The sequence below is a fragment of the Streptomyces sp. Tu 3180 genome (assembly GCF_009852415.1).
Classification (GTDB): domain Bacteria; phylum Actinomycetota; class Actinomycetes; order Streptomycetales; family Streptomycetaceae; genus Streptomyces.
This window is the reverse complement of the sequence record NZ_WOXS01000002.1, coordinates 7,178,617-7,203,347: the sequence shown is the minus strand read 5'-3', so window position 1 is coordinate 7,203,347 and position 24,731 is coordinate 7,178,617. Positions and strand designations below refer to the sequence as shown.

Below are 24,731 nucleotides of genomic sequence, written 5' to 3'. Positions count from 1 at the left end.
GCCGGCCGCGCCCGGCCCGGCGGCTGACAGTCCGTCAGCTCTCGGTCACCTTGCCCCCGGCCACCTCCAGGCGGCGGGTCACGCGGACCGCGTCGAGCATGCGGCGGTCGTGGGTGACCAGCAGGAGGGTGCCCTCGTAGGCGTCGAGGGCCGACTCCAGTTGCTCGATGGCGGGCAGGTCGAGGTGGTTGGTCGGCTCGTCGAGGACCAGGAGGTTGACGCCCCGGCCCTGGAGGAGGGCGAGGGCGGCGCGGGTGCGTTCGCCCGGGGACAGGGTGGCCGCGGGGCGTGTGACGTGGTCCGCCTTGAGACCGAACTTGGCCAGCAGGGTGCGGATGTCGACCGGTTCCAGGTCGGGGACCGCCGGGCGGAACGCGTCGAGCAGTGCCTCCGGGCCGTGGAACAGCGCGCGGGCCTGGTCGACCTCGCCGAGCAGCACGCCCGAGCCGAGGGCGGCGTGCCCGGCGTCCAGCGGCACGCGGCCCAGCAGGGCGCCCAGCAGCGTGGACTTGCCGGCGCCGTTCGCGCCCGTGACGGCCACCCGGTCCGCCCAGTCGATCTGCAGGGACACCGGGCCCAGCGTGAAGTCGCCGCGCCGGACCTCGGCGTCCCGCAGGGTCGCCACCACCGCGCCGGAGCGCGGGGCCGCCGCGACCTCCATGCGCAGCTCCCACTCCTTGCGCGGCTCCTCGACGACGTCGAGGCGTTCGATCATGCGCTGCGTCTGGCGGGCCTTGGCGGCCTGCTTCTCGCTGGCCTCGCTGCGGAACTTGCGGCCGGCCTTGTCGTTGTCGTTGCCGGCCCTGCGGCGGGCGTTCTTCACGCCCTTGTCCATCCAGGCGCGCTGCATCTGGGCCCGCTCCTGGAGCGCGGCCTTCTTGTCGGCGTACTCCTCGTACTCGTCGCGGGCGTGCCGGCGGGCCACCTCCCGCTCCTCCAGGTAGGCCGCGTAGCCGCCGCCGTAGAGGTTGATCCGCCGCTGGGCGAGGTCGAGTTCGAGGACCTTGGTGACGGTGCGGGTGAGGAACTCCCGGTCGTGGCTGACGACGACGGTCCCGGCGCGCAGGCCGCTCACGAACCGTTCGAGGCGTTCCAGGCCGTCCAGGTCGAGGTCGTTGGTCGGCTCGTCGAGGAGGAAGACGTCGTAGCGGGAGAGGAGCAGGGAGGCCAGGCCCGCACGGGCCGCCTGGCCGCCGGAGAGCGCGGTCATCGGCTGGTCCAGGTCGACGGCCGGGCCGAGGGAGCCGGCCACCTCCTCGGCCCGCTCGTCGAGGTCGGCGCCGCCCAGGGACAGCCACCGCTCCAGGGCGGTGGCGTACGCGTCGTCCGCGCCCGGGGCCCCGTCGACCAGGGCCTGGGTCGCCTCGTCCATGGCCCGCTGGGCCTCGGTGACGCCGGTGCGGCGGGCCAGGAACGCCCGTACGGTCTCCCCGGGCCGGCGCTCCGGCTCCTGCGGGAGGTGCCCGACGGTCGCGGTGGGCGGGGAGAGGCGCAGCTCGCCCTGCTCGGGGGCGGTGAGCCCGGCGAGCAGGCGCAGCAGCGTGGACTTGCCCGCGCCGTTGGCGCCGACCAGGCCGATCACGTCGCCGGGGGCGACGACGAGGTCGAGGCCGGTGAACAGGGAGCGGTCGCCGTGACCGGCGGCGAGGTTCTTGGCGACGAGGGTGGCAGTCATCAGACCGCCGATCCTAACGGCCGCGCGCCTCCGGACGCGCCCCGGTTCTCACCGCCCCACGGCCGCCACCAGCACCGTCCCCCCGGTGCGCGCCACGACGAACGCCTCGCCCTTCACCGCCTTCGGGTCCAGCGGGACGCGGTGGCGGCCGGGTTCCAGGACTCCGTCGAAGAGGTCCTGGGTGCGGGCGCGGGAGAGGCGGTCGACGCGGTACGCGGTGAGCCGCACCCGGCAGGACGAGGTGACCTCCACCTCCGCCGCGTCGCCGGCGGCGGTGAGGTCCGTCAGGCGGCGCCGTTCCCGCGGGCTGCGGTCCAGCGCCTGTTCGGTCCGGGCGACGAGGAGCGGGACGACCGGGACGGAGCCGTCGACGCAGGGCACGTCGACACCGGCGGCGGCGAAGGCGCGGCGCACGGCGTCGCGTTCCCCGGCACCGGCCGACCGGCCGAAGACCACGGCGCCGTAGGCCCGCAGCTCGTCGGCCGGGACGCCCTCGGCGTCCTGGGCGATGTCGGCGCCGATGCCGATGGTGCGCAGTGCCGCGGCGAGCCTGGCGAGCAGGGCGACGCGGGATCCGATCAGCAGGACCCGGCGGCGGGTGCCCGGGGAGCCGCCGTCCAGCAGGGCGGCGAGGGCCGTGCGGTACTCGGCGCCGCGGAAGCGGAACGGGCCTATGCCGTGGTAGCCGTTGAGCTCCAGGTCGGCGTGGACGCCGGTCTGCCAGGCGAAGTCCCGCCAGACGAAGTCCTCGCCGTCGCGTTCGATGACCGCGGTCACCGCGCCGCAGGCGAGGTCCGCGCACTCGGGGCAGCCGTAGACGATGTACCGGCCGGCGGGCAGCGGCGCCTCGGCCTCCAGCAGCAGGCCGCGGACCTGGGCGGTGAAGATGGCGGGCGGGACGTCGGAGGCGAGCGGGGAGACGGCGTCCAGGTCGGAGAGGCGGAAGAGCAGCGGGCGTCCGTCGACGACGAAGTCGACGAAGTCCCGGTGGACCTGGTAGTCACCGCCTGCGAGGAGTCCACCGGCCCTTGTCGCCGGTGTCAGGCCGAAGGTCGCGTACTCGGCAGCCATGGCGTGAGTATTCCCACCGCGGCACGGACCTGAGCACGGCATGACATATTCCGCTAACGTCCCCCGGATGGAGAGCGAACCGGACTGCGACGTCCTCGTGATCGGCGGTGGGGTCGTCGGGCTGACGACGGCCGTGGTCCTCGCCGAACGCGGTGTGCGGGTACGGCTGTGGACGCGGGACCCGGTGGAGCGGACCACCTCGGCGGTCGCGGGCGCGCTGTGGTGGCCGTACCGGATCGAGCCGGTGGCGTCGGCGCGCGCGTGGGCGCTGCGGTCGCTGGAGGTGTACGAGGAGCTGGCGGAGCGCCCGGGGACCACCGGCGTGCGCCTGGTCGAGGGAGTGCTGGGCGAGACCTCGCCGGACGAGGTCGGCGCGTGGGCCGCCGCGCGCCTGCCGGGGCTGCGCCGGGCGACGGCCGAGGAGTATCCCGCCGGGCCGGGGGTGCGGGCCCGGCTGCCGCTCATCGACATGCCGGCCCACCTGCCGTGGCTGCGGGAGCGGCTGCTGGCGGCGGGCGGGACGGTCGAGACGCGTACGGTGACGGACCTCGCGCGGGCCGGCGCGCCGGTCGTGGTCAACTGCGCGGGGCTGGGGGCGCGGGAGCTGGTCCCGGACGCGTCGGTGCGGCCGGTGCGGGGGCAGCTGGTGGTCGTGGAGAACCCGGGGATCGACACCTGGACGGTCTCCACGGGTCCCGACGGCGAGATGGCGTACTTCTTCCCGCAGCCCGGGCGGCTGGTGCTGGGCGGCACGGCGGAGGAGGACGCCTGGTCCCTGGAGCCGGACCCGGCGGTGGCCGAGGCGATCGTGCGGCGGTGCGCGGCCCTGCGGCCGGAGATCGCCGGCGCGCGGGTCCTGGAGCACCGGGTGGGGCTGCGCCCCGCCCGGGACACGGTGCGCCTGGAGCGCGAACCGCTCGCGGACGGACGGCTGCTGGTGCACAACTACGGCCACGGCGGCGCGGGCGTCACGGTGGCCTGGGGCTGCGCGGACCGTGCGGCGGCGCTGGCCGCCCCCTGAACCGGGGAGGCGGCGGGCGGGTGCCGGCGCGCCGGCCACCGGTGGCGGCCGTCGGCCGGGAGCGGCCCCGCCCCGGCCCGGGCGGCCCGGGCCGGGGCGGGGCCGCGGGGGTCAGTGCTTGCCGATGGGATCCCCCTCCACGTCCGGGCCCCGGCCGGGGCCGATGCGGAGTTCGAACTCGCCGTCGTACTTCTCGTGCCCCTGGATGACGGCGAGTTCCACCGCCTCGGAGCCCATCTCGCCGCGCACGATGACCGGGTCCCGGCGCAGGTCGCGCATGAGTGCCACGCACATGAGGATCATCACGACGACGAACGGGGCCGCCGCGAGGATCGTGAGGTTCTGCAGGCCGGTCAGCGCGTCGCCCTGACCGCTGCCGACGAGCAGCATGATCGCGGCCACCGCGCCGGTGACGACGCCCCAGAACACCACCACCAGGCGGCCCGGCTCCAGGGCGCCCTTCTGCGAGAGGGTGCCCATGACGACCGAGGCCGCGTCCGCGCCCGAGACGAAGAAGATGCCGACGAGGACCATCACCAGCAGGCTCGTGGCCGTGGCGGCGGGGAACTCCTGGAGCACGGCGAAGAGACGGCCCTCCGGCGTGGCCTCCTTCCCCAGGTCGCCCTGCTCCTGGAGCCTCATCGCGGAACCGCCGAAGACCGCGAACCAGACGAGGCTGACCGTGCTGGGCACGAGGATCACCCCGCCGATGAACTGGCGGATCGTACGGCCCCGGCTGATGCGGGCGATGAACATGCCGACGAAGGGCGTCCAGGAGATCCACCACGCCCAGTAGAAGACGGTCCAGCTGCCCAGCCAGTCGGCGACCCCCTCGCCGCCGCTGGCCTCGGTGCGGGCGGCCAGCTCGGGCAGCTCGCCCAGGTAGGAGAAGACGGAGGTGGGCAGCAGGTCGAGGACGATGATCGTCGGGCCGGCCACGAACACGAACAGGGCGAGGACCAGCGCCAGCACCATGTTGGTGTTGGAGAGCCACTGGATGCCCTTCTCCACGCCCGAGACCGCGGAGGCGACGAACGCCACCGTCAGCACCGCGATGATGCCGACGAGCAGCCCGGTGCTCACCTCGTCCATCCAGCCGAGCTCCCGCACGCCGGAGCCGATCTGCAGCGCGCCGAGGCCCAGCGAGGCCGCGGAGCCGAAGACGGTGGCGACGATCGCGAGGATGTCGATGACGCGTCCGCCGGCCCCGCCCGCGTGCTTCTCGCCGATGAGCGGGGTGAAGACGGCGCTGATGGTCTGCCGGCGGCGCCTGCGGAAGGTGCTGTAGGCGATGGCGAGACCGACCACGGCGTAGATCGCCCAGGGGTGGAGCGTCCAGTGGAACAGCGTGGTCGCCATGGCCGTCTCCATGCGGTCGCCGGAGTCGGCCGGGGCGGTGCCGGGCGGCGGCGTGACGTAGTGCGCCAGCGGCTCGCTGACGCCGTAGAACATCAGGCCGATGCCCATGCCCGCGCTGAACATCATCGCGACCCACGAGACGGTGCGGAACTCCGGTTCCTCGCCCTCGGCACCGAGGTGGATCCGGCCGTAGCGGCTGGCCGCGAGCCAGAGGGCGAAGACGACGAAGCCGGAGGCGGCCAGCACGAACGCCCAGCCGCCGTTGTGCATCAGTCCGCTCAGCATGCTGCTGGAGACGTTCTCGAGCGAGTCCGTCGCGGTGGCGCCCCAGATCACGAACGCGAGGGTGAGCACGGCCGTGACGCCGAACACCATCCGGTCGGTCCGGGGGCGCTCCCGGCCGGGCAGGCCCGCTTCCGAGCCCGGGAGCGGGCCTGCCGTGTGGTCCTTGTCGCTGTGGTGGTCCTGCGCCACGGGCGGCACCTTTCTTCAGAGCCGTTGGGCGGAGAGCACTCCTCCCGTTACGCCCCTACCACCTTTGGCGCAAAACTCACCTGTTCAGCACGACGCGTCGGGCTCCCCCTCCACCAGGTGGTACGCGGCCCGCTCGTCCAGGAGCAGCGGAACGAGCGCGCGCAGCGGCTGCCGCAGGGGGACGAGAACGCCGTCGCCGTCCGGCCGGACGCGTACGCCGTGCAGGGCCAGCTCGTCCCCGGCGTCCGCGTACTGACCGGCCGTGAGGCGGTAGCCGCACGGCGGGTCGGCGATCACCTCGGACGGTTCCGGCGGGTCGTTGTCGGCGCCGCCCAGATGGACGGGGCCGGTGTCGGAGTACCCGGCGGCGCGGGCCCCGGCGGTGGCCGCCTCGACCTCCTTGCGACGTTCCCCGGCGAATCGGATCAGGCCGTCGAGCGCGGCGAGCTGGGATCTCACCCTGCGCCGGTTGTTGAGCGCCTCGTCGGACCGCTCCGCCTCGGTGAGCGGGTCGACACGGCTCTCGATGAGCAGGCCGACGCCGTGCTTGATCCCGGACATGTTGCGCAGGATGCGTTCCTGTCCGTCGCCGGCGGTCTGGCGGACCGGTTCACCGGTGACGGGGTCGGTCCAGATGCCGTACGTGCCGGTCGAGTACCCGGCGGCGCCGGCGGCCGGGCGGACGTAGTCGCCGGACAGGGTCCGTGCGGCGTGGTGGACGGCCGGGTGGGTGTTGAGGTTGCGCGGCCACAGGTCGAACAGGTCCTTGTCGTAGAACCGGGGTGTGGCGCCGTACTCGTGCAGGTCGTAGACGACATCCGGCCACCGGTCGCGGACGACGGCGGCCAGGGCGCGGCCCTCGGCGGTCCGCAGGGCGAGGTGGTCGCGGTTGACGTCGACGCCGTCGCCGTTGCCGCGGGTGCCGGCGGCCCGGCCGTCGGGGTTGGCGGTCGGGACGACGAGCACCGTGGTGCGCTCCAGGAAGCGGCGGGTCCGCCGGTCCCCGGCGAACGCCAGGTCGCGGATCGTGGTCAGGCAGGCCTCGCGGCCGGCGGGCTCGTCGCCGTGCTGGCTGCACACCAGCAGGATCGTGTGGGGGGCGGCTCCGGTGCCGACGCGGACCAGCCGGAGCGGCCGGTCCTGTTTCGTGGTGCCGATCCGGCTGACGGAGACCCGGCTGCTCGCCCGGTCGACGGCGGCGAGGAAGCGCCGCTCCTCGTCCAGGGTGGTCCAGCGGGCGCCGTCGCTCGCCTCGAACCCGGTCCGGGGCGGGGAGTCCTCCCCGGCCTGTGCCGGTGCGGTGACGAGGGAGGCGGCGAGGACGGTGGCGGCGAGGGCGAGGGCGCGCTTCACCGGGTCGGCCCGGGGACGCGGTGGGTGGTGGTGTCCGGCCGGTCCACGCCGTCCAGGACCGTGTCCCGGGCCTCGGCGTGCGAGCCCGCGGTGGCGCGGGCGAACGCGGCCGTTCCGCCGACGAACGGGACGCGCGCGACGGTGCGGGCCAGGTCGAGGGTGAGGGTCGGGGTGTCGGCCGGGGGGTCGATCAGGCCCCGGTCGGTGCCCGCGACGATCAGCGCCAGGCGGTGTCCCTCGGGCACGACGTGGTCGGTGGCCGCCAGGTCGAGCGTGATCGTGTACCGCTTGCCGGGGGTGAGGGGCTCGCCCTCGGCGCTGTTCGCGTGGGTGCCGAGATCGGCCCAGCCCCGGCTGACGACGGTGAAGCCGACGTCGGTGGTCTTGGCGCGGGTCTCCTTGAAGCAGGAGCTGTCGCCCTCGGTGCTCGCGCCCCAGCAGGTGCGCTCGGTGAGGGTGGTGATGCCCTCGCCCTCGTCGGCGTAGTCACGGACGGTGTCGGGGCCGAGGTCCACGAGGACGGCGGACAGGTGGGCCGTCGGGGTGCTGGGGGCGGCGGTGACGGTGACCCGGGAGGAGCCGGACAGCCGCAGGTCCCGGGTGAGCGGCCCGGTGACGAACCCGGCCTTGTCCGGGGTCGGGGTGTCGACCCGCGCGGCCCAGTCGGTCTCGCTCAGCCGCGGGTCGTCGGTGAAGGTCTCGGTGCCCCCTCCCCCGCGCAGGCCCAGGGTGCCGACACCTGCCTCGGTGCCCTGCGCGGGGCGCAGGGCCGCGGTGCGCGTGCCGCGCGGCGGCCAGGTCGCGGAGGTGGCCCACTGGTCGGGCCGGCGCTCGATGTCGGCCATGGGCTCGCGGTCGACGCCGTTGTCGTAGCCGAGCAGTTCGTGGTCGAACCAGCGGTGCAGGGTGTCGACCCACTCGGCGCGGCGGAAGTCGAAGGGGTCGACGTGGCCGGTCTGGGAGAGCCAGATCTTGCGCTCGACCCCGTTCTTCGCGAGGGCGTCCCACCAGGGGCCGACGTGCTGCATCCGCACGTTGAGGTCCTGCATGCCGTGCACGAGGAAGACGCTGGCCCTCACCTTCTTCGCGGCGCGCACGTAGTCGCGTTCGGTCCACAGCGGCGTCCGGTCGCCGGTGCGCGGGGCGCCGTCGACGAGTTCGCGCTGGACTTCGGCGCACCCGGTGCGGGCCTCGGGGCTCTCGACGTAGTGCGACAGCCAGTCGGGGCCGGAGTCGTAGAGCGGGGCGCCCCGGGTGAAGTAGTAGTCGTACCAGGAGGAGATGGCGGCGATCGGGACGATGGTCTCCAGGCCCTCGACGCCGGTCGCGGCGACTCCGTTGGCGATGGTGCCGTCCCAGCTCTTGCCGATCATGCCGGTGCGGCCGTTGGTCCAGTCCGCTTCGGCCCGTTCGGTGCCGGTGCGGGTGGTGTAGGCCCTGCCGCGGCCGTTGAGCCAGTCGACGACGGCCTTCGCGGACCGGATGTCGGAGCGCCCGCCGACGTCCACGCAGCCGTCGGACCGGTTGGTCCCGGCCAGGTCGACGCCGACGACGGCGTAGCCGCGCGGCACGAAGTAGTTGTCGTAGAACAGCGGCATCCGCACGACGTCGCCGTTCGCGTCGTACGTCTTCCTCTGGCTCTCGTTGCCGCGTCCGCAGCAGGAGTAGTACGGGCTGGCGTCCATGATGACGGGGACCTTCCGGCCCCGCTGTGCGGGTTCGCGGGGGCGGACGATGTCGACGGCGACCCGGTCGGTCCTCCCGTCGCGGTCCTCGTCGAGTCCGGTGTCCACCCAGACGGCCTCGCGGACGGCGTCGGCGTAGGAGTGGACGGGCAGGCTCTCGCGCGGTGCGGCCTCTGCCGCGGCCGGGGTGAGCAGCGTGGCCGTCAGGGCGGCGGTGGCCGCCGTCGCGAGCGGTCTCCAGGTCGTGAAGCGCGTGCGTTTCGGCATGCGCGGACGGTACATCGGTCAACTCGGGTGCAGAAGAGGGCAGCTGACGTGTCGTCGGAAAAGGGTGACCGAAAGCGCGTCCGTGTCCGGTGGTTCACGGCGGCCGGACGGCGCTCGGGTGACGGCGGGGGCGCAAAAGCCCCGGGCCTCCTCGGCGGCCCGGGTGCCGCCGAGGCCGCGGCAGGAGACCGCCGCGGCGCACGGGGGCACGGCGACGGGCACCGGCGCCGGCGCTCCCGCGCCTCGCGCTCCGGCCGAGGACGCGCCGCGGCCCGCCCGGCGGTCTACGGTGGGCTCATGCGCCGGCTGCGCGTGCGGGCCGGCCGGCGCCGCCGGGCGGACGAAGGAGCCGGACGTGCGGGACGTGGCGATCATCGAGGCACCGTCCGTGCTGGGGCTGCGGCCGACCGGGGTCGAGGACCTCCCCGGTGCCCTGCTGGACGCCGGGCTGGCCGAGGGGCTCGGGGCGGTGCGGGCGGGCCGGGTCGAGCCACCCGGCTACGACCCCGTGCGCGACCCGGTCACCGGGGTGCTGAACGCGCCGGGTATCGCCGCGTACTCGGTCGCACTGGCCGACGCGGTGGGTGACGTGCTCCGGGCCGGTCGCTTCCCGGTCGTCCTGGGCGGTGACTGCAGCGTGCTGCTCGGCAATCTGCTCGCCCTGCGCCGCGGGGGGCGGTACGGGCTGCTCTTCCTCGACGGCCACACGGACTTCTACCAGCCGGCGGCGGAACCGGCCGGCGAGGTGGCGTCCATGGAACTGGCGCTGGTCACGGGCCGGGGACCGGAGGTGCTGACCGACCTGGAGGGGCGCCGCCCCCTGGTGCGGGACGAGGACGTGGTCGCCCTCGGTTTCCGGGACACGCAGGAGTCGACGGCGGCCGGGATGCAGCCGCTGCCGCCCGCGCTGCACGCCATGGACCTCGACGCGGTACGCGCGTCGGGAGCGGCGGAGGCGGCGCGCCGTGCGGTCGGCCTGCTGGGCCGCGCGGGCGCCGGGTACTGGGTCCACCTCGACGCCGACGTCCTGGACGACGCCGTCGTGCCCGCGGTGGACTACCGCCTCCCGGGCGGGCTGACCCGGGAGGAGCTGGAGACGGTGCTGCGCACGGCGCTGACCGGCCGCGGTGCGGTCGGGTTCGACGTGACCATCCTCAATCCCCGCCTCGACGAGGGCGGGGTCGTCACGGCCGGCCTCACGCGGTGCCTGCTGCGGGCGTTCACGCCGGAGGGCTGACGCACCGCGGCCCGCTCGGTCCCCGTGGTCGTGCGCGGTCACGGGCGTCCCGCGCCGCACCGGGCCCTCGGTGACCGGGGGCTCGGTCCGGGACCGCTTCCCGCCGGCCGGCCCGCGGCCGGTGCGGGGCCCGTGGACCGGGGCGCCGAGGCCGGCCGCGTGGCCGGCGAGGGCGGTGCCGATCCGCCTCGTGGCGGACGGGGACGCCCCTGCTGACGCCCTTCACCGACGGGGCGGTGGCGTCACCCCGGACCCGGGTGATCCCCGGCGTGACGCCACCGTGGGCGCCGCCTCCGACGGCGCCCTGCGACCCGTTACTTCGCGGTGCCGGTGAGGCCGCCCGGCTCGCGCTCGGCGATCCGTCCGACCCGGCGGCGGACGCCGTACCAGCCCGCGACCAGCATCGCGGCGATCACGGGGACGAGCAGCAGTGTCTTCCGGCCGATCTCGGGGTCGTTCCACATCAGGCCGAGCACGGCCACCAGGAAGGCGATGGTGACGATCTCGGTGACCGGGCTGCCGGGGAGGCGGAAGGACGGGCGGGTGACCAGGCCCGCGCGGGCACGGCGGACGAAGACCAGGTGACAGATCATGATGATCACCCACGTGCTGATGATGCCGAGCGAGGCGACGTTCAGCACGATCTCGAAGGCCTGGCTCGGCACCAGGAAGTTCAGGCCCACGCCGAGGACGCACACGCCGCAGGTCAGCAGGATGCCGCCGTAGGGCACCTGGCTGCGGTTCATGCGGGCGGTGAACCTCGGGGCGGAGCCCGCCATGGCCATGGAGCGCAGGATGCGGCCGGTGGAGTACAGGCCGGAGTTCAGGGAGGACATCGCGGCCGTGAGGACGACCAGGTTCATCACGTCGCCGGCCGCCGGGACGCCGATCTTCGACAGGACGGTGACGAAGGGGCTCTCGTCGGCCGAGTACATCGAGCCGGGCAGGAGGAGGGCGAGCAGGACGACGGAGCCGACGTAGAAGAGGCCGACGCGCCACATGATGGAGTTCACCGCGCGGGGGACGACCTTCTGCGGCTCGGCGGTCTCGCCCGCGGCGACACCGACCAGCTCGAGGGCCGCGTACGCGAAGATCACGCCCTGCATGACGAGGACGACGGGCAGCACGCCGTGCGGGAGGACGCCGCCGTTGTCGGTGATCATGTTCGGGCCGGGGGTGCCGCCGCCCACCTCGTGCTGGGTGGCGAGCAGGAAGACGCCGACGAACATGAAGGCGACGAGGGTGGCCACCTTGATGATCGCGAACCAGAACTCCATCTCGCCGAAGATCTTCACCGAGATCAGGTTCACGGCCAGCACCACCGCCAGCGCGATCAGCGCGAGCGCCCACTGCGGGATGTCGGTGAACAGGCTCCAGTAGTGCGTGTAGAGCGCGATCGCGGTGATGTCGGCGATGCCGGTCGTCGACCAGTTCAGGAAGTACATCCAGCCGGCGACGTACGCGCCCTTCTCCCCGAGGAACTCGCGCGCGTACGACACGAAGGAACCCGACGACGGGCGGTACAGGACCAGCTCGCCCAGGGCCCGCACGACGAAGAAGGCGAAGACGCCGCAGACCAGGTAGGCCAGGGCGAGCGCCGGGCCCGCGTCGCGCAGACGGCCGCCGGCCCCCAGGAAGAGCCCGGTGCCGATCGCGCCGCCGATGGCGATCATGTTGACGTGGCGGGCCTTGAGGTCCTTGCTGTAACCGGCGTCGCCCGCGTCCGCGGGCGTCGTGGCCGTCGCGGTGGGGGGTGCGGCCGTTGCCGTCGTCACGGCGTCCTTGCTCACGGTGCTCCACTCTCTGGTGCGCACGGGCGGGTGGCGCCCGGCTGTCCTGATTGCTCGGCCGGCGCTCTCGGATCAAGGCACAGACCAAGGGGGCAGCTTCCCGCACGCGCGGCCGCGTATGCGATGGCAAACGTCACATCGCGGAACATCTCACAGGCCGTTCGGGGGTCGGCCCCGTGTCACGGGGCCGGTGGTACAGCACCGGTGGTACAGCGATACTGCTGCGCATGACGACCGAGACCGAGGAGCCCACCCTCACGATCGACGAACTGGCGGCCCGGGCCGGCGTCACGGTGCGCACGATCCGCTTCTACGGCACCAAGGGCCTGCTGCCGCCCCCGGTGATCGGCCCGCGACGGGTCGGCCACTACGGGCGGGAGCACCTGGCGCGGCTGGCGCTCATCGAGGAGCTGCAGCACCAGGGCATGACGCTGTCGGCCATCGAGCGGTACCTGGGGCAGCTGCCGCCGGACCTGACCGCGCGGGAGCTGGCGATCCAGCGGGCGGTGGTGGCCTCCTGGACGCCGAAGACGGCGGAGACGGTGTCCCGCGCGGAGCTGGAGCGGCTGGCGGGGCGGGCGCTGACCGAGGAGGAGGTGGGACGGCTGGCGGCGATGGACGTCGTCGAGCGGGACGGCGAGGCCTTCCGGGTCGACGCCGGTCTGCTGCGGCTCGGCGTCGAACTGCTGGACGTGCCGCTGTCGCAGGAGACCCTCCTCGCCGCCCGGGCCACGCTCACCGAGCACTCCCGCGCGGCGGCCCACGAGCTGTCGCGGCTGCTGCGCGACGCGGTCGCGGAGCGCGACGCGCGGGACGTGAGGTCGCTGTCCGCCCACATGCAGCCGCTCGTGGTGCAGGCGCTGCTCACGACCTTCCAGCGGTCACTGAAGGAGGAGCTGCGGGAGTGGATGAGCGGCGACACCCAGGGGCGAGGGGACGGCGGCCAGGGGTGAGGGGGCGACTGCCAGGGGTGAGGGGGCGGCGCCCGCCCCGCCGGGGGTGACGCGGCGCGTCGTTCCCGGCGGGGCGGGCGCGCGCCGTCAGCGCGCGTCCGTGAAGGTCTCCCCCTTCTCCGCCTTCTCCACCAGCAGCGCCGGCGGGGCGAAGCGCTCGCCGTAGCGCTCGGCGAGTTCCCGCGCGCGTGCCACGAAGGCCGGCAGCCCGGCGCCGCCGTCGTAGCCGTTGATGTACTGCAGGACGCCGCCGGTCCACCCGGGGAAGCCGATGCCGAGGATGGAGCCGATGTTCGCGTCGGCGACGGAGGTCAGCACGCCCTCCTCCAGCAGCCGCACCGTGTCCAGCGCCTCGGAGAAGAGCATGCGCTCCTGCATGTCCCGGAACGGGATCTCGTACCCGGGCTTGGTGAAGTGCTCGCGCAGTCCCGGCCACAGGGCGCCGCGCCGGCCGTCCTCGCCGTACTCGTAGAAGCCGGCGCCGCCGCTGCGGCCGGGGCGGCCGAACTCGTCGACCATGCGGTCGATGACGGCCTCGGCCGGGTGCGCGGTCCAGGTGCCGCCCGCCTCCTCGACCGCCCGCTTCGACTCGTTCCTGATCTTGCGCGGCAGGGTGAGCGTCAGCTCGTCCATCAGGGAGAGCACCTTGGCCGGGTAGCCCGCCTGGGCGGCGGCCTGTTCCACCGACGCGGGCTCGACGCCCTCGCCGACCATCGCCACGCCCTCGTTGATGAAGTGGCCGATGACGCGGGAGGTGAAGAAGCCGCGGGAGTCGTTGACGACGATCGGCGTCTTGTTGATCTGCCGGACCAGGTCGAAGGCGCGGGCCAGCGCCTCGTCGCCGGTGCGCTCGCCCTTGATGATCTCCACCAGCGGCATCTTGTCGACGGGCGAGAAGAAGTGCAGGCCGATGAAGTCGCCCTGCCGCTCGACGCCCTCGGCGAGGGCCGTGATGGGCAGGGTGGAGGTGTTGGAGCACAGCAGCGCGTCGGGGGCGACGACGTCCTGGACCTCCTGGAACACCTTGTGCTTGAGGGAGGTGTCCTCGAACACGGCCTCGATGACGGCGTCGCAGCCGGCGAGGTCGGCGACCTCGGCGGTGGGCGTGATACGGGCGAGCAGCGCGTCGGCCTTCTCCTGGGTGGTGCGGCCCTTGGCGACGGCCTTGGCGCACAGCTTCTCGGAGTAGCCCTTGCCCTTGACGGCCGCCTCCGGGGAGACGTCCTTGAGGACGACGTCGATGCCCGCGCGGGCGCAGGAGTAGGCGATGCCGGCGCCCATCATCCCGGCGCCGAGGACGGCGACCCTGCGGACCCGGCGCGGCTCGATGCCCCGGGGGCGGTTGGCGCCGGAGTTGACGGCCTGGAGGTCGAAGAAGAACGCCTGGATCATGTTCTTCGACGTCTGTCCCGCGGCCAGCTCGACGAAGTAGCGGGCCTCGACGACCTGGGCGGTCTCGAAGTCGACCTGGGCGCCCTCGACGGCGGCGGCGAGGATGCTGCGCGGGGCCGGGTAGGGGGCGCCGCCCGTCTGCTTGCGCAGGGTGGCCGGGAAGGCGGGCAGGTTGGCCGCGAACTTGGGGTTGGCCGGGGTGCCGCCCGGGATGCGGTAGCCGGGCCGGTCCCAGGGCTGGGCGGACTCGGGGTGGGCGTCGATGAAGGCGCGGGCCTTGGCCAGCATTTCCTCCGGGGTGTCGGCCACCTCGTCGACGAGGCCGTTCTCCAGGGCGCGCCGGGGGCTGTACTGGGTGCCCTGGAGGAGCACCTTGAGCAGGGCGTCGGCGATGCCGAGCAGGCGGACGGTGCGGACGACGCCGCCGCCTCCGGGGAGCAGGCCGAGGGTGACCTCGGGGCAGCCGATCCTGGAGCCGGGGGCGTCGAGGGCGACGCGGTGGTGGCAGGCCAGGGCGAGCTCGTAACCGCCGCCGAGGGCCGCGCCGTTGATCGCGGCGACGACGGGCTTGCCGAGGGTCTCGATGCGGCGCAGCTGGCGCTTGATCGCCATGCCGCCGTCGAACAGGTCCTGCGCCGTCTCGGGGGTGACCCGGATCAGGTCGCGCAGGTCGCCGCCGGCGAAGAAGGTCTTCTTGGCGGAGGTGAGGATGATGCCGCGGACGGAGTCGGGATCCGCCTGGAGCTCCGCCTCCAGACGGTCGGTGACCGCGGCGAGGGAGTCGCGGAACGCCTGGTTCATGGTGTTCGCGGACTGGGCGGGGTCGTCGAGGACGAGGGTGACGACGCCGGTGTCGTCCCGTTCCCAGCGGATGGTGGTGCTCTCGGTCATGAGGTCTCCGGGTCTTCGTGGAAGTCGCGTGCGGTCGCTGGGATTCAGAGGCGTTCGACGACGGTGGCGATGCCCATGCCGCCGCCCACGCACAGCGTGGCGAGGCCGTAGCGCTTGTCCTGGCGCTCCAGCTCGTCGACGAGGGTGCCGAGGATCATCGCGCCGGTGGCGCCGAGCGGGTGGCCCATCGCGATGGCGCCGCCGTTGACGTTGACCTTGTCCAGCGACAGGCCCATGTCCTTCACGAAGCGCAGCACGACCGCCGCGAACGCCTCGTTGATCTCGACGAGGTCGATGTCGTCGATGGTCAGGCCGGCCCTGGCGAGCGCCTTGCGGGTGGCCGGGGCGGGGCCGGTGAGCATGATGGTGGGCTCGGAGCCGGACACGGCGGCGGAGACGATCCGCGCGCGCGGGGTGAGCCCGTAGCGCTCGCCGACCTCCTTGGAGCCGATGGCGACGAGCGCGGCGCCGTCGACGATGCCGGAGGAGTTGCCCGCGTGGTGCACGTGGTCGATCCTCTCGACCCAGTGGTACTTCTGGAGCGCCACCGCGTCGAAGCCGCCCAGTTCGCCGATGTCCGCGAAGGACGGCTTGAGACCCGCGAGGGAGTCGGCGGTGGTGCCGGGGCGCATGTGCTCGTCGTGGTCGAGGACGACGAGGCCGCTGCGGTCCTTCACCGGGACGACGGACCGCTCGAAGCGGTTCTCCTTCCAGGCGGTGGCCGCGCGCTCCTGGGACAGGGCGGCGTACTCGTCGACGTCGCGCCGGGAGAAGCCCTCGATGGTGGCGATCAGGTCGGCGCCGATGCCCTGCGGCACGAAGTTGACCTGGAGGTTGGTCATCGGGTCGTTGAACCAGGCGCCGCCGTCGGAGGCCATCGGCACCCGGGACATCGACTCGACGCCGCCGGCGAGGACCAGGTCCTCCCAGCCGGAACGCACCTTGGCGGCGGCCAGGTTGACGGCCTCCAGGCCGGAGGCACAGAAGCGGTTCTCCTGCACGCCGGCCACCGTGTCGGGCAGCCCGGCGGCGATGGCGGCGATGCGCGCGATGTCGGAGCCCTGGTCGCCCACGGGTCCGACGACGCCGAGGACGATGTCGTCGACGGCGGCCGGGTCGAGGTCCGGGAAGCGCGCGCGGATCTCGTGGATGAGGCCGACGACCAGGTCGATGGGCTTGGTGCCGTGCAGGGCGCCGGTCGCCTTGCCGCGCCCGCGCGGGGTGCGGATCGCGTCGTACACGTACGCTTCGGTGCTCACGGGGAGGCCTTTCACTGGGGGTTCGGGGGCGAGGACAGCAGTCGGGGCACGTCCCAGTCGCGGGCCACGCCGGCGGTGTCGGCGCCCGGCCGGGCGGGCCCGGTGCGGACGGTGGCGGGGGTCGCGGAGAACCGCGGGGCCGGTGCGGGCTGGGTGATGCCGCCGTGGTCGGTGAAGGTGGAGCGGGCGGCCAGGTGCGGGTGGTGCGGGGCCTCGCGCAGGGACAGCACGGGCGCCACGCACGCGTCGGAGCCCTCGAACACGGCCGTCCACTCGTCGCGGGTGCGGGACTTGAAGCGGGCGGCGACCTGTTCGCGCAGTTCCGCCCACCGGGTGACGTCGGTGTGGGCGCCGGCCTGGTCCTCGACGCCGAGCAGGCGCAGGAACTCGGCGTAGAACCGCGGTTCCAGCGCGCCCACCGCCATGTGCCGGCCGTCGGCCGTCTCGTACGTCCCGTAGTACGGGCAGCCGCCGTCGAGGAGGTTGGCGCCGCGCCGGTCCTGCCAGCCGCCGGCGGCGAGCATGCCGTGGATCATCGCGGAGAGGTGGGCGGCGCCGTCCACGATGGCGGCGTCGACGACCTGACCGGTGCCGGTGGCGCGCGCGTGGTGCAGGGCGGCGAGGACGCCGACGACGAGGTAGAGGGAGCCGCCCGCGTAGTCGCCGAGGAGGTTGGCCGGGACGGCCGGGGGCCGGTCCGGGTCGCCGATCATGCCGAGGGTGCCGGTGAGGGCGAGGTAGGCGATGTCGTGCCCCGCGCGGTCGGCGAGGGGGCCCTGCTGGCCCCAGCCGGTCATCCGGCCGTAGACCAGGCGCGGGTTGCGGGCGTGGCAGTCCTCGGGGCCGACGCCGAGGCGCTCGGCGACGCCGGGGCGGTAGCCCTCGACGAGGACGTCGGCGCGTTCGGCCAGGTCGAGGACGCGGGCGGCGCCGTCGGGCGCCTTCAGGTCGACGATCACGGAGCGCTTGTTGCGGTTGGTGACGTCGTACGCCGCCTCGATGCCGAGTCCCGGGCCCCCGGGGCGGTCCACGCGGACGACGTCGGCGCCCAGGTCCGCGAGGAGCATGGCGGCGAACGGGCCGGGCCCGATGCCGGCCAGCTCGACCACGCGCACGCCGGTGAGCGGGCCGTGTCCCGGTGCCTTCGCCTCCGCCATCCGCAGCTCCTCGCCCCGACCGTGACACAAACGATGTAACACCAGTGATGCTAAGAACGCGTTCCACCCGGCACAAGACCGGGCAAGCAAGCGCTTGGAAACTTTACGCGCGGACGGCTGCGGACCTCCGCCCGCCGCGGCGCGCGGACGGCTCCGGTCCCTCGGTGCCGGGGCCGGGCGAGGCCGTGTCCGGGTGCTTTTTCCCACTTCTTCAGGGCGTTCCTGGGCACGGCCATCGGCTTCCTCCGGGCTCGTCGTCGCGCTCCGCACCCCTCACGCTAGCCTCGGCGACCGACAGCGGCGCGGCTGCACGACCAAGGGGTGTCTCATGAGCAGGCTGAACGGGACGGACCGTCCGTACGACATCGTGCTCTTCGGAGCCACCGGCTTCGTCGGGGCGCTCACCGCGGAGTACCTCGCCGCCCACGCGCCCGCCGGGCTGCGCTGGGCGGTCGCGGGCCGCAGCGCGGGGAAGCTGGAGCGGCTGCGCGAGCGGCTGCCCGGGGGCGAGCAGGTCGGTCAGCTGCGGGCGGACGCGTCCGACCCGGCCTCGCTGCGCGAGCTCGCCGAGCACGCGCGCGTGGTGGCCACGACGGTGGGCCCCTACGTGGAGTACGGCGAGGAACTCGTCGCCGCCTGCGCGGACACCGGCACGGACTACGTCGACCTCACGGGTGAGCCCGAGTTCGTGGACCTGGTGTACGTCCGCCACGACGCACGCGCGCGGGAGACCGGCGCGCGGCTGGTGCACGCCTGCGGCTTCGACTCGGTGCCGCACGACCTGGGCGCCTACTTCACCGTGCGGCAGCTGCCCGAGGGGGTGCCGCTGACCGTGGACGGCTTCGTGACCGCCGACGCGGCCTTCTCCGGCGGGACGTTCGCCTCGGCGCTGGGCCAGTTCGCCCGGCCCCGCCGGCTGCGTGCGGCGGCCCGGGACCGCCGGCGCCACGAGCCGCGGCTGGTGGGCCGCCGGGTCTCGACACCGTCGGGCGCGCCGCGCTACGCCCCGGAGGTGGGCGCCTGGGCCCTGCCGCTGCCGACCGTCGACGCGCAGATCGTGCGCCGCTCGGCGAGGGTGCTCGACCGGTACGGCCCCGACTTCCGCTACCGGCACTACGCGGCCGTCCGCCGCCTTCCCGTGGCGATCGGCGGGGTCGCGGCCGTGGGCGCGCTGGTGGCGGCGGCCCAACTGCCTCCCGTGCGGCGCGGGCTCTCCGGCCGGCTCAGGCCCGGTGACGGGCCGAGCCCCGAGAAGCGCGCCCGGAGCTGGTTCACCGTCCGCTTCGTGGGCGAGGGCGGCGGACGGCGGGTGTACACGGAGGTCTCGGGCGGTGACCCCGGCTACGACGAGACGGCGAAGATGCTCGCCGAGGGGGCGCTCTGCCTGGCCCTCGACGACCTCCCGCGGACGTCCGGACAGGTCACCACGGCGGTGGCGATGGGCGACGCGCTGGTCGAGCGGCTGCAGACCGCGGGGATCCGCTTCCGCGTCGCCGCGACCCGCTGAGGGGGCGCGCTACAGCGGCCACCCGAGCACGGTGCAGACCATCCCGGCGATCCAGCCGAGCCCGGCCGGTACGGCGAGGATCAGCCCGATCGTCACGGCCCGCCCGACGGGCTGGGCGGGGGGTGCGACAGGCTCGGGCGTGCGGTGCGTCGTCATGCGCCCCAGCCTGCCGCCGGGGGCGTCGGCCGGGCATCCGTACACCTACTCAGTCCGTACATGAGTGCCATGAACAGGTACGCGAGGGGGGCCGCCGCGCGACCCCTCCCCACGATCGGCGCCCCCGGAAGCGGCGATCCGGGCCCCGCCGCCCGTTCGGCGTCCCCCCGGCTTGGGACTTTCGGGCCGATCCGGCCGGACACCTCCACGTCAGCCGGCGGGAGCGCGCTCCCAAGTGCCAACAAGGAGTTCAATGAAATCCTTGAAGGCATGCGATTCCTTCTCGAAGTCACCATGGACGGCGAAGCGTTGGCGAAGGACCCGGCCGGGGAGCTGGGGCGGATCCTGCGGTACTGGGCGGGGAACCTGCGCCACTACCCGCTGGAGCCCGGCGACGGGTCGGTGGTCTACGACTCGGAGTACCGCGAGGTGGGGCGGTGGGGGATCGAGGCGGCGGAGGCGTCCTAGGTCCCGCGGCGCACGGCACCGGCCCGGACCGGGCCGGTGCCGTGCGCCGAGCCGCCCGGTGGAACCGCCCGTGCGGCGGTCGAGGACGGCGGCCCCCGCCGTGACGCCGCCGGGCACCCGGACGCTCGCTCCCCGCGGACGAGATGCCTCCGGGTCCTGCCGGGCGTCAGGAGCGGCACTCGCGGATCTGCTGCTTCCAGACGTCGGGGTGCCCCGTGTTCAGGTACCAGTCGTTGACCCAACCCGAACGACTGTTCGTGAGCTCCACGGACATCCAGTAGCGGTAGCCGGGGTTGTCGTAGGCCCCGTCGCCCAGCTTCCAGCACGACAGGCCGACCTCGTTGCCGTTGTACAACCTGCTGTAGGCGGCGTCGATGGGGCCGTACGCGTAGCCGGGGCCGGTGCGCACCATCAGGTACGAGCCCGGATCGATGCCGGTGACCGTGGTGCAGTTGATCCAGCTGCCGGACCTCATGCACTGGTGTATCGCGGCGTTCGCCGGTGCCGCCGTTCCCAGCAGCGTGGTCACCGCGGCGGCCGCCGTGACCACCGCGGCCGTCACCTTTCGACGTCCCATGCCCATGTCGGACACTTCCCTTCCTCCCGGTCCGGTCCTGCACCGCAGCCTGCCGCCCCGCGGGGAGATCCGCGCTCCCTTTCGGTCTGGGCCGAAACCACGTGGTGCGGGCCCCGCCGACGCGGCCGCACGGGTGACGGCCGTGGCCCGCCGGCCTGCCGTGCCCCGCGGACACGCGTCCCGCGCGATCACGGCGGCCACGGACTGCCGGACTCCTTCCGCCCCCTGACGGACCGGCGGCCGCCCGTGCTGCACGCGCGCCACCCGGAGGACCGGGACCCGCGCCCGGGCGGACGCGCCGTGCGGCTGGTCCCCTCCCACCGGGAAGACGTCCACCACCAGGCGGGATCATCCGACGTGACCCGCCCCTGCCAGGCCCCGGGCCTAGGCCGGGGCCGTCCCGCGCAGCGCCCTGCGGCACAGGGCGTCCGCCCTGCGGGTGGTCTCCGGGAGACGGTAGGCGGGGGTCAGCGCGAGCGTGTGGGCGCAGGCGTTGTCCAGGCTCACGCGGTGGCCGACCGAGACGAAGACCGGCTTGACGGCCTCCCTGGTGCGCAGGGCGCGGCCGACCTCCTCGCGGCCGTCGAGCAGCGGCGCCGTGCTGCCGCGCGGGGTGTCCGGGTCGTCGTGGGTGAAGGTGAAGGGGTTCTTGGCGACGCCGATCGTCGGCAGGCCGGTGAGGACGCCGAGGTGACTGGCGAGGCCGAAGCGGCGGGGGTGCGCGAGACCGTAGCCGTCGCAGACGACCAGGCCGGGCGGGCGGGGCAGGGCGTCGAGGACGGCGAGGACGGTGGGGAGCTCGCGGAAGGCGAGCAGCCCGGGCACGTACGGGAAGGAGATCCGTCCGACGGCCGTGGCCTCGGCGACGACGTCCAGGCTCTCCGCGTCCAGGACGACGGCCGCCGCGGCGACGACGTCCCGCTCGTCGTCGTACGCCACGTCGACCCCGGTGACGTGGCCCGTCCCGGGCGGCGGGCCCGGCTCGTCGAGCACCACCCGCGCGCGGAGCGCGTCCTGGACGGCGCGGGCCTGTTCCTCGGTTACGGGCCAGTCGGCCGGTATGCGTACGGTCGTCATCGTGCCCCGAGCCTACGGGGCGTGCGCGTTCCGCGGGGAGGGCGTCCCCGGTCCCCCCGCGCGGCGGGCCCCCGCCCACGGGAAGGGACGGGGGCCCGCCGCGCGGACGGCTCACTTGCCGAGCGCCCGCTGGAGCTGGCTCTTGTTCATGCTCGAACGGCCTTCGACGCCACGGCGCTTGGCCTCCTCGTACAGCTGGTCGTAGGTGGGCCCCTGGGAGCCCTTGCCGGACCGCTGCCCGCCCCGCCGGCCGGACGACATGTCCTGGGTCGAGGTGCGGCTCGCGCTCTTGGACTCGCCGGACCGGGCACGCTCCTTGTTCACCGTCCGCGCGGCGATCTCCTTGGCGCGTCCCGCGCTCTCGCCCCGGTCCTGCGCGCTCTCCTTGATGTGCTCGTACTGACGCTCCCGTTTGGGACTGGAACCGCGTGGCATGTCCGCTCCCTTCCTCTCGCTTTCGGCGGACGGGTACCCGCGTCGGCGGCAGACAGGACCCCCGCATGCGTCAGTACTCCAGACGGGCGACCCTCCCCTTCTCCCCCGCGGCCCAGCAGCCGCGGTCGGGTGCGCAGTCCACGGTGTCGTACGAGCCGGTGTCGACCGTCCGCCAGGTGCGGCCGGCGTCGGTCGTCAGGTCGGTGCCGGTGGGGCCGACCGCGAGGGCGGCGGTGCGGCTGTGCGGGAGCCAGGCGACGCCGGAGCGGTAGGCGGGCGGGGAGGTGGTGGCCGGGCGCCAGCCGCGGCCGCCGTCAAAGGTGCGGGCGGCGGCGTGCGGCGAGGCCCGGTCGGGGCGGAAGTCGCCGCCGACGGCGAGGCCGTGGGCGCGGTCGCGGAAGGCGAGGGCGAAGACCCCGCGCGCCGGATCGCCCCCGGGGACCGGGGTGCCGGTGACCGTCCAGGTGTGCCCCCGGTCGGTGGAGTGCAGCACGCGCGCGCGTGCCGCTCCGCCGGTGGCCAGCCAGACGTCCTTCGGTCCCGAGGAGACCAGGCACTGGCCGCTCGCCGCGAAGCCGGCCTCGCCCTCCAGCGCGGGCGGCATCCCGGTGTCGGGCAGCACCGTCCAGGAGCGGCCGCCGTCGCGGGTCGACAGGATGCGGAACCTCCCGTCCACCGGGTCGCTCATCGCGAGGCCGTGGCGGCGGTCGAAGAAGGTGAGGCAGTCGTAGAAGGCGCGGGGATCGGCGTTGCGGAAGGACTCCGTCCAGGTCGCCCCGCCGTCGTCGGTGCGGTAGACCCGCGACGCCTCGCCCTCGCCGATGGCCAGCACCACGGCCCGCCGCGCGTCGAACGCCTCGACGTCGCGGAACTGCAACTCCCCGGCGCCCGGCGGCGAGACGTTCCGCCAGCTCTCCCCGCCGTCGGTGGTGCGCAGGACGGTGCCCCGCGTCCCCGCGAGCCAGGCCGTGTCGCGGCCGACCGCGGCCAGACCGCGGAACCGCACGTCCGGGGTGCCGCTGTCCTTCGGCGCCCAGTGCGGTGCCCGGTGCCCCGGCGCGGGCCCCCCGGCGTCCGCCTGCGCCGGTACGGTCGTCAGGGCGGCCAGTGCCGCCGCGCACACGGCCGCGGCGGTCGCCCGGCGGTGCGTCGGTCTCGTCCGTCTCGTCGGTCGCGTGCTCCTCCAGCGCCTCATGGCGGGCGAAGCTAGTCCACCTTCCGGGGGCCGTCCAGACGGCCGCGCGGACGGACCGGTGTGCGACCGGTGTGCGCGAGAACGACACAAGTGCCTCACGAAACGCGCGCGGAGGGCCGCGTCACTCGGGTGCATGAAGGCGGTGACAGAGGTCACTCGCTCTCCATGTGCACGGATTGACTCGTTCCGTCGTCTCTTCCAGTAGGGCCCGTCTCGGGTTGTGCGCGGCACCGCGGTGCCGCGCACAACCCGAGACGGGTCTGAGGCCCGATCCGCCCGGAAGCCCGTCCAGCCGTCACGAGGGAGCAAGGCGTTGTCCACCGTCATCGAGCAGCCCGTCGAGGCCCGTCTCGTCGCCGCCGCGCCGCGGATGCCGAGCATTCCCGCCACCCTGCACTACGACCGCGACGATCCGTTCGCCGTCCGCATGACCTTCCCCGCACCCGCCACCCTGGAGGGCGTGGAGGTCTGCTGGACGTTCTCCCGCGAGCTGCTCACCGCGGGGCTGCGGGGTCCCGAGGGCCACGGCGACGTACGGGTGCGGCCGTACGGCTACGACCGGACCGTGCTCGAGTTCCACGCCCCCGAGGGCACCGCCGTGGTGCACGTCCGCTCGGGTGAGGTGCGCCGGTTCCTCCAGGCCACGAGCGAGCTGGTGCCGGCCGGTCTGGAACACCTCCAGCTCGACCTGGACCGCGACCTGGCGGAGCTGATGCGCGACGCCTGACCGGACCGGGACGGAGGTGCCGGCGGGCTAACTCCCGTCGCCCATGAGCGCGTTGAGCGTGCCGTAGTCCAGTCCCCCGGCCATCGCGCCGTACGTCCCCGCGCCGAGCAGCTCCCGTGCGGCGCGGCGGACCAGGGCGTGCGCGGCCTGGGCGATGCCGGAGCCGACGCTGACCCGCGCGACGCCCAGGGCGGCGAGGTCGGCGACCGGCGGTGCGCCGGGACCGGCCATCACGTTCAGCGGCCCGTCGATGCCGGCGGCGAGTTCCTCGACGGTCTCCGGGTCGACGGCTCCGGGGACGAAGATCCCGTCGGCGCCCGCGGCGCGGTAGGCGGCGGCGCGCTCCAGGGTCTGCTCCACTCCCCCGGCACCGCGCAGGAAGGTGTCGACACGGGCGTTGACGAACAGGGGCACGCCCGCCGCGTCGGCGGCCCGGCGGGCGGCGGCGACGCGCTCGGCCTGCTCGGCGACGGGGCGCAGCGGTCCGCGCCCCGCGCCGTGCAGGGCGTCCTCGATGTTCACCCCGACCGCGCCCGCCGCGAGCACCGCGCGCACGGTGCCGGCGACACCCTCGGGGTCCTCGGCGTAACCGCTCTCGATGTCCGCGGTGACGGGCACGCCGACGGCGCCGGCGATCCCCGCGACGGCCGCCAGGGCCCGCTCGCGGTCCATCCGCTCCCCGTCCGCCGCTCCGAGGGCCCAGGCGAGGCCGGCGCTGGTGGTCGCCACGGCTGCGGCGCCCGCGTCCTCGACCAGCCGGGCGCTCGCGGGGTCCCAGGCGTTGGGCAGGACCAGCGGACGGCCGGGGAGGTGCAGCGAACGGAAGGCGAGGGCACGGTCACGAAGGACGGTGGTGGGGTGCGTCATGCGGGCCACTCAACCAGCCGGGCCGGGCGATGACCGGCAGGAATCCGACAGGGACGCACGGCTGCCGCCGGCCGGGCGGGGTTTCCACCGGGGCCCCGCCCGGCGCCGTCGGACGCGAGCGGGCGGGGCCGCGCGCCG

General features: G+C 74.4%; 21 protein-coding genes and 1 pseudogene. 6 read left to right on the top strand and 16 right to left on the bottom strand.

Going from position 1 to position 24,731, the window contains the following annotated elements:
* Nucleotides 1–34 precede the first annotated feature (34 nt).
* Nucleotides 35–1,675, bottom strand: coding sequence for an ABC-F family ATP-binding cassette domain-containing protein (locus GL259_RS32810; RefSeq protein ID WP_159536893.1), 1,641 nt, complete (start codon nt 1,673–1,675; stop codon nt 35–37).
* Nucleotides 1,676–1,723: 48 nt separating this feature from the next.
* Entirely contained in the window at nt 1,724–2,746 is a 1,023-nt protein-coding gene (locus tag GL259_RS32805) for an oxidoreductase (RefSeq protein ID WP_159536892.1), read from the bottom strand.
* Nucleotides 2,747–2,813: 67 nt separating this feature from the next.
* Here GL259_RS32805 and GL259_RS32800 point away from each other — a divergent pair, with 67 nt between their 5' ends.
* Entirely contained in the window at nt 2,814–3,767 is a 954-nt protein-coding gene (locus GL259_RS32800) for an FAD-dependent oxidoreductase (RefSeq protein ID WP_159536891.1), read from the top strand.
* A gap of 111 nt (nt 3,768–3,878) precedes the next feature.
* Here the strand turns inward: GL259_RS32800 and GL259_RS32795 are convergent, their stop codons facing one another.
* The 3 genes from GL259_RS32795 to GL259_RS32785 form a co-directional block, all read right to left on the bottom strand.
* Nucleotides 3,879–5,600 carry a BCCT family transporter gene (locus GL259_RS32795; RefSeq protein ID WP_159536890.1) on the bottom strand — a complete coding sequence of 574 codons (1,722 nt, stop codon included), beginning with the start codon at nt 5,598–5,600 and terminating at the stop codon, nt 3,879–3,881.
* Nucleotides 5,601–5,684: 84 nt separating this feature from the next.
* A complete protein-coding gene (locus GL259_RS32790) occupies nt 5,685–6,953 on the bottom strand; it encodes a M14 family metallocarboxypeptidase (RefSeq protein ID WP_159536889.1) in 1,269 nt (422 codons plus the stop codon).
* A complete protein-coding gene (locus tag GL259_RS32785) occupies nt 6,950–8,905 on the bottom strand; it encodes a Xaa-Pro dipeptidyl-peptidase (protein ID WP_159536888.1) in 1,956 nt (651 codons plus the stop codon). The genes GL259_RS32790 and GL259_RS32785 overlap by 4 nt, the downstream gene beginning before the upstream one ends.
* A 355-nt stretch (nt 8,906–9,260) precedes the next feature.
* Between GL259_RS32785 and GL259_RS32780 the strand changes: the two genes are divergently transcribed.
* Nucleotides 9,261–10,142 (top strand): arginase family protein, encoded by an 882-nt coding sequence (locus GL259_RS32780; RefSeq protein WP_208026547.1) that lies wholly within the window; start codon nt 9,261–9,263, stop codon nt 10,140–10,142.
* 18 nt (nt 10,143–10,160) lie between these two features.
* Here GL259_RS32780 and GL259_RS39090 read toward each other — a convergent pair.
* Both GL259_RS39090 and GL259_RS32775 read right to left on the bottom strand, forming a co-directional pair.
* Nucleotides 10,161–10,356: pseudogene (locus GL259_RS39090) on the bottom strand (Appr-1-p processing protein); the annotation flags it as partial.
* 100 nt (nt 10,357–10,456) lie between these two features.
* Nucleotides 10,457–11,932, bottom strand: a complete 1,476-nt coding sequence (locus GL259_RS32775; RefSeq protein WP_159536887.1) for an amino acid permease — start codon at nt 11,930–11,932, stop codon at nt 10,457–10,459.
* A 227-nt stretch (nt 11,933–12,159) separates the two neighbouring features.
* On the opposite strand from GL259_RS32775, the gene GL259_RS32770 reads away from it, so the two are divergent.
* Nucleotides 12,160–12,885, top strand: a complete 726-nt coding sequence (locus GL259_RS32770; RefSeq protein ID WP_159536886.1) for a MerR family transcriptional regulator — start codon at nt 12,160–12,162, stop codon at nt 12,883–12,885.
* Between the two features lie 87 nt (nt 12,886–12,972).
* Here GL259_RS32770 and GL259_RS32765 read toward each other — a convergent pair whose 3' ends face one another.
* The 3 genes from GL259_RS32765 to GL259_RS32755 are packed head-to-tail and all read right to left on the bottom strand — an operon-like array spanning nt 12,973 to nt 17,584.
* Nucleotides 12,973–15,168 (bottom strand): 3-hydroxyacyl-CoA dehydrogenase NAD-binding domain-containing protein, encoded by a 2,196-nt coding sequence (locus tag GL259_RS32765; protein WP_159536885.1) that lies wholly within the window; start codon nt 15,166–15,168, stop codon nt 12,973–12,975.
* 44 nt (nt 15,169–15,212) lie between these two features.
* The gene (locus GL259_RS32760) at nt 15,213–16,427 is read right to left on the bottom strand and encodes an acetyl-CoA C-acetyltransferase (RefSeq protein WP_159536884.1); all 1,215 of its coding nucleotides are present in this window, start codon (nt 16,425–16,427) and stop codon (nt 15,213–15,215) included.
* Nucleotides 16,428–16,438: 11 nt separating this feature from the next.
* Nucleotides 16,439–17,584: a CaiB/BaiF CoA-transferase family protein gene (locus GL259_RS32755; RefSeq protein ID WP_159536883.1), complete on the bottom strand. Its 1,146-nt coding sequence runs from the start codon at nt 17,582–17,584 to the stop codon at nt 16,439–16,441.
* Between the two features lie 328 nt (nt 17,585–17,912).
* Between GL259_RS32755 and GL259_RS32750 the strand changes: the two genes are divergently transcribed.
* Nucleotides 17,913–19,091 (top strand): saccharopine dehydrogenase NADP-binding domain-containing protein, encoded by a 1,179-nt coding sequence (locus tag GL259_RS32750; RefSeq protein ID WP_159536882.1) that lies wholly within the window; start codon nt 17,913–17,915, stop codon nt 19,089–19,091.
* 9 nt (nt 19,092–19,100) lie between these two features.
* Here GL259_RS32750 and GL259_RS37815 read toward each other — a convergent pair whose 3' ends face one another.
* Nucleotides 19,101–19,247 carry a hypothetical protein gene (locus tag GL259_RS37815; protein WP_166461586.1) on the bottom strand — a complete coding sequence of 49 codons (147 nt, stop codon included), beginning with the start codon at nt 19,245–19,247 and terminating at the stop codon, nt 19,101–19,103.
* Nucleotides 19,248–19,517: 270 nt separating this feature from the next.
* Here GL259_RS37815 and GL259_RS32745 point away from each other — a divergent pair, with 270 nt between their 5' ends.
* Nucleotides 19,518–19,715 (top strand): hypothetical protein, encoded by a 198-nt coding sequence (locus tag GL259_RS32745; protein ID WP_159536881.1) that lies wholly within the window; start codon nt 19,518–19,520, stop codon nt 19,713–19,715.
* Nucleotides 19,716–19,881: 166 nt separating this feature from the next.
* Here the strand turns inward: GL259_RS32745 and GL259_RS32740 are convergent, their stop codons facing one another.
* From GL259_RS32740 to GL259_RS32725, 4 genes are all read right to left on the bottom strand, one after another.
* Nucleotides 19,882–20,292 carry a hypothetical protein gene (locus GL259_RS32740; RefSeq protein ID WP_159536880.1) on the bottom strand — a complete coding sequence of 137 codons (411 nt, stop codon included), beginning with the start codon at nt 20,290–20,292 and terminating at the stop codon, nt 19,882–19,884.
* 384 nt (nt 20,293–20,676) lie between these two features.
* Nucleotides 20,677–21,369 (bottom strand): endonuclease V, encoded by a 693-nt coding sequence (locus GL259_RS32735; protein WP_159536879.1) that lies wholly within the window; start codon nt 21,367–21,369, stop codon nt 20,677–20,679.
* A 111-nt stretch (nt 21,370–21,480) separates the two neighbouring features.
* Nucleotides 21,481–21,804: a plasmid stabilization protein gene (locus tag GL259_RS32730; protein WP_159536878.1), complete on the bottom strand. Its 324-nt coding sequence runs from the start codon at nt 21,802–21,804 to the stop codon at nt 21,481–21,483.
* A gap of 70 nt (nt 21,805–21,874) precedes the next feature.
* Nucleotides 21,875–22,999 carry an oxidoreductase gene (locus GL259_RS32725; RefSeq protein WP_159536877.1) on the bottom strand — a complete coding sequence of 375 codons (1,125 nt, stop codon included), beginning with the start codon at nt 22,997–22,999 and terminating at the stop codon, nt 21,875–21,877.
* A gap of 313 nt (nt 23,000–23,312) precedes the next feature.
* Between GL259_RS32725 and GL259_RS32720 the strand changes: the two genes are divergently transcribed.
* Nucleotides 23,313–23,726 carry an SsgA family sporulation/cell division regulator gene (locus GL259_RS32720; protein WP_159536876.1) on the top strand — a complete coding sequence of 138 codons (414 nt, stop codon included), beginning with the start codon at nt 23,313–23,315 and terminating at the stop codon, nt 23,724–23,726.
* A 27-nt stretch (nt 23,727–23,753) separates the two neighbouring features.
* Here GL259_RS32720 and GL259_RS32715 read toward each other — a convergent pair whose 3' ends face one another.
* On the bottom strand, nt 23,754–24,593 hold the full coding sequence (locus GL259_RS32715) for an isocitrate lyase/phosphoenolpyruvate mutase family protein (RefSeq protein ID WP_159536875.1): 840 nt from the start codon (nt 24,591–24,593) through the stop codon (nt 23,754–23,756).
* Nucleotides 24,594–24,731: the final 138 nt, after the last annotated feature.